4 protein-coding genes are annotated in these 4,134 nt (G+C 50.5%); all 4 read right to left on the reverse strand.

Annotated features, from left to right (window positions below; translation table 11 throughout):
* Window positions 1-271 precede the first annotated feature (271 nt).
* Window positions 272-1,450 (reverse strand): RHS repeat-associated core domain-containing protein, encoded by a 1,179-nt coding sequence (locus HY774_12235; GenBank protein MBI4749252.1) that lies wholly within the window; start codon window positions 1,448-1,450, stop codon window positions 272-274.
* Window positions 1,450-1,959 carry a TonB family protein gene (locus tag HY774_12240; protein ID MBI4749253.1) on the reverse strand — a complete coding sequence of 170 codons (510 nt, stop codon included), beginning with the start codon at window positions 1,957-1,959 and terminating at the stop codon, window positions 1,450-1,452. The genes HY774_12235 and HY774_12240 overlap by 1 nt, the downstream gene beginning before the upstream one ends.
* An 8-nt stretch (window positions 1,960-1,967) precedes the next feature.
* Window positions 1,968-3,098, reverse strand: a complete 1,131-nt coding sequence (locus HY774_12245; GenBank protein MBI4749254.1) for an RHS repeat-associated core domain-containing protein — start codon at window positions 3,096-3,098, stop codon at window positions 1,968-1,970.
* Window positions 3,068-4,134, reverse strand: a 1,067-nt coding sequence (locus tag HY774_12250; protein MBI4749255.1) for a hypothetical protein, incomplete at its 5' end; no start/stop codon positions are given. The genes HY774_12250 and HY774_12245, both read right to left, overlap by 31 nt.

Here is a 4,134-nt window from a genome sequence, read left to right on the forward strand (position 1 = left end):
TTGTATCCTCGGATGGCTTCCAATGCCACCTTCGCTTTGAATTCCGCACTATGAATTTTTCGCGTCGTACTCATCTGTTCCTCCTTTTCCCCTCAGCGGAATTAACTTATTTCCCTGTCCGATTTTCGGGGAGCATTATACCTGGTAACTGGGCTGATTTCGATTTAAATCGAGTTCCATCCATCATTGTAACTCATTGATAAAAAAGGCTTTGATTTTTAACTCAAAGTAGCCGCGCCCAATTGAATTTAGTGAGAACACCATTCTTTTGTTAACCTTTACCTTTTGTAAGAACTTTCAGAGCAAATCTAAGGATTTGGTGACGTACCTTTTGAATTTCATATGATTTTTTAACTGCATCTACTCCACCTCTTTGGGCATTCATAATCTTTCTTGTTGCTTCTTGCCCTTTTTTGACATCATCTATCGTTAATCCTTGTGGAACCTTACCTGCTTTTACTTCTTGCAGAGCTGTTTGAGCTACTGCAAGTCCACCTTTCGGCCCAACTTGTTTTTTGGGAGTTCCTTGAGAATACAGCTCTTGCAAAATATCTCTTTGGGCTGGTGTAAGAGTACCTTGAACTCCAGCAGCTACTGGAATTGGTGTCAATGGGGTTGCTTCTTCTTCCTTCTCAAGAAAGCCCAAGACAAGCGACCCCCAGCCGTTGAGCACAAAGAACGAAACCAAATCAACATCGTTGTAGGCAACCCCAGCCCCGCCTGAAATCCAACCGTGTGTTCCATTTGGGTTGAGCTTGTAATAATCATACCCGCTGGTTTTTGGGTTATAGGCTCTGTAGACGTAGGTTTTACTTTCGTTAAAGTCAACTTCCGACCACCCAGCACCCAAAGCAGTTTGGTAGGCCGAGTTCCCATTCTCATCTTCAGTTTCATCAAACCATTGGTACTCGATGTTCCCACCGTCCCCACTCCGTTGTAGCCAGCGCATTCCATCGGGGTCAACATAAAGGAGTGGATTATTGAGCACATACGTGTACCGGTTCCAGGATTGGGGCATCACGATCAAGGCACTATCCGCCGCCGGATCCGCACTGTTGAAGCGGCCCAGGGTATTGGTGTAATACCGTGCTTCAGCAAAGTCCAAACCCGTTTCCTCATCTTTTTCATAGCCAGTAAAGCGTTGCCGCAGGCTATCCATCCCGTAGCCCATTCCCGCCGAGCGTCCACCGACCCCGACCGCGATGTCTTCTCCGAAGGGAAAGAAGTCCCGTCGGTTGACGACGATGCCGTTTTGGCTGGTGAGTACCCTCGGCGACCCAAGGTGGTCCGGCGTCAGGAAGTTCACTTCGTTGCCGGTGACTTCCGCCAGCATCCCCGTAGGCCCGTAAACGTACTCTTTGCGTTCACCCGGTTGTTTCGTCCGTTGACCTGCAAGTCCTGCCGGTTCTCGGTTTCTCCAATTCGGGTGACCGCTGTTTTCCGATTCCATCACCAGTGTGTATTCTGTTTTCTATATTGGTTGGTCTTTCTCACTTGGCCCTTCGGGATTTGTTCAACCTCGGGTTTGGGTTGTTCATGCCTGATCTCAATTTGATATGGGGGGAGAAAAATTGGCGTTAGTTCCTCCACTGGCGTATTTCTTGGCATGATTTTGAAAAAAAATGTGATTTTGGCTGTACGTATCCCCATATTTTCATCTGCCGGAGTAAATCGCCACTGTCGTGCCACCTTTTCATAAACCCGCCCCTGACGAAACAATGAATGTCCATCAACGATATGAGCTGATGTAACTGTGCCAGATGGAGTGATTTCTACTTCAATGACTACACAACCACTCACATTGGCGGTGACTGCAATGAGTGGAAAAACTGGGGCAACAGCTTTAATAACTGATGGTTGTTCTGTGCTTCTCTCTTGAAAGCCTGCCTGTACCCTTCCAAAAAAGCTAACTCCAGCCGTTAGAATCAATAAGAGAGTAACAATCAGTGCTTGTTTCATCGCTTACCTTATCTCCCTTCTGTTGGTCTGGAATGATACCTTGTGCCTGGACTTTCAGGTGTGAGGCGATAGGTTGGGGATGTTCTAAGGTGGTTATTGATTCCTGTTGAGCGTAGTCGCTCCCGATCAGCCGCACGCCAACCATTGCTCCACACTTCATTCCCTCTGAAGGAAAGATTAGGTAAGCCCAATCCTTGAGCTGTAAAAGCACTCACATTATAACCTCTTACTTCTCTCTCGTATTTTGTTCGGTTCAGCGGACCGGCAATGGCATTTGCTCCTTGGGCCTCCAAATCAGATGTTATTGCTGCAGCATATTCTTGAGCATCCGCTACGTGCCGCCCTTCGTGAGCAACAGCAATTGCTAAGTCGGTAGCATTCGTTGTGTTATCGTCAATAATCACAGAAACAGCGGCGCTGAAGGACTTAGTTTTTTCATCATAAGGGAATGAAAGTGCTTCTTGTCTGGCCTCGGCAGCCACATTATTGGCTAATGGACCAACTCCAACAGAGACCCCATTCGCTTGTCCTTCTGCCCCATAAGCAGCCACTGAAGTTCTAACCAATTCTTGTTGTTGAGCAGTCAGTGAATTACTGCCTCCAGCACGTGCGGCGTCAACTAATGCTCTTCTAAAAGCATTTCTCCGATCAATAATTCTGTCAGCTTCGCGACGCCTTGTTCTATCAGACCCGGCTGCATTCCTGAGTTCCTCATCAGTTTGGCTTCCTCCAAGTGATTCATCAAAAACATACAAACCTGTTGGATCACTGTACCGAACCGGATTATTGAGGGTATAAATATACCGATTCCAAGACTGAGGGTCATAGACACTGCCAGATGAAAGAAGCGGGTCTGGATTATTGAATCTCCCCATTGAATTGGCATAGTACCTGGCCTGGGCGAAGTCCAACCCCGTTTCCTCATCCCGCTCATAGCCAGTGAACCGCTGACGAAGACTATCAGTCCCATAGCCCATTCCCGCCGAACGTCCACCGACCCCGACCGCGATGTCTTCGCCGAAGGGGAAGAAGTCCCGTCGGTTGACGACGATGCCGTTTTGGCTGGTGAGTACCCTCGGCGACCCAAGGTGGTCCGGCGTCAGGAAGTTCACTTCGTTGCCGGTGACTTCCGCCAGCATCCCCGTAGGCCCGTAAACGTACTCTTTGCCGCCGTCCCGACCGTTTTCTTGATGCGGAGGCCTTCTCCGTCGTAGCGGTAACTGGTGGTGACACCATTGACCACCGCTTCCACCATCCGGTTTTCCGCGTCGTACTTGAATGTCTTTCCATTGTCAAAGATCACGTTTCCGGCGGCATCATAGCTCATCCCGGCGGTTTCGTTCACCCGGTTATTTCGTCCGTTGACCTGCAAGTCCTGCCGGTTTTCGGTTTCTCCAATTCGGGTGACTGCTGTTTTCCGATTCCCAAACCGGTCGTAGCTCCAGGTTTGTGTCCAGGAAATTTCTTCGTCAGGGCTGAGGGCTTGGGGCGGAAGACTTCGGGCGGAAGACTTTGGGGTTGAGAGACCCTTGCGAACTCTAGTTGCCACCTGGCCGGCTGGTCGGCTTCCCACTGGCCGACAAGTCACTCCAATATCGCCCTGGAAGCTCAGGTTGACTCCACTCACCAGTGGGGAACAGATCGCACTCACCGTGTATGTCAAGGTGACGTGTCCGCCTCCCTCGACCGTAACCTGTCCAGTAACCACTTTCCCCGCCACATTTTGTCCCAGGCCAAAATCTCCATCCGTTGCCGTCACCACTCCATTTTCGTCAAATGTCGTCGTGACTGAGATTCCGACGCTCCCGCTCCCCACACTCATTGATCCGCTGATGGTTGCCGTCACCGGGCTGGCAAACGTCTGGCCTTCCGCTCCCATCGCGGCACCCAGCGTCGCCTCGATTTCCGCTTCACCATCCACGCCCGTCAAATCCAGGTCAATCACCACTTCTCCCGTGTGTGGCTGGTCTCCTTGCCAACCCAGGGTTGAGGCATTGGTGGTTGGAGAACCCACATAGCGGGGTTGAATTTCACTCCTCTGTCCTTTGTCACTCCGGGCAATGTCCCCTCCAACCAGTCCGCCTGATTCCGCCGTCACCACTCCGGACGCCATGCAGGATTCCAGAATCGTGTACCCCAGGCTATTGCTTTGGGTAAATGGGGTCGTCACCGCCA

Source organism: Acidobacteriota bacterium, assembly GCA_016208495.1.
GTDB lineage: Bacteria > Acidobacteriota > Blastocatellia > Chloracidobacteriales > Chloracidobacteriaceae > JACQXX01.

Bases quoted from the DNA above. Each gene is read 5' to 3' on its own strand.
- HY774_12245 (MBI4749254.1), bottom strand. From the start codon at position 3,098: ATGCTGGCGGAAGTCACCGGCAACGAAGTGAACTTCCTGACGCCGGAC.
- HY774_12235 (MBI4749252.1), bottom strand. From the start codon at position 1,450: ATGGAATCGGAAAACAGCGGTCACCCGAATTGGAGAAACCGAGAACCG.
- HY774_12240 (MBI4749253.1), bottom strand. From the start codon at position 1,959: ATGAAACAAGCACTGATTGTTACTCTCTTATTGATTCTAACGGCTGGA.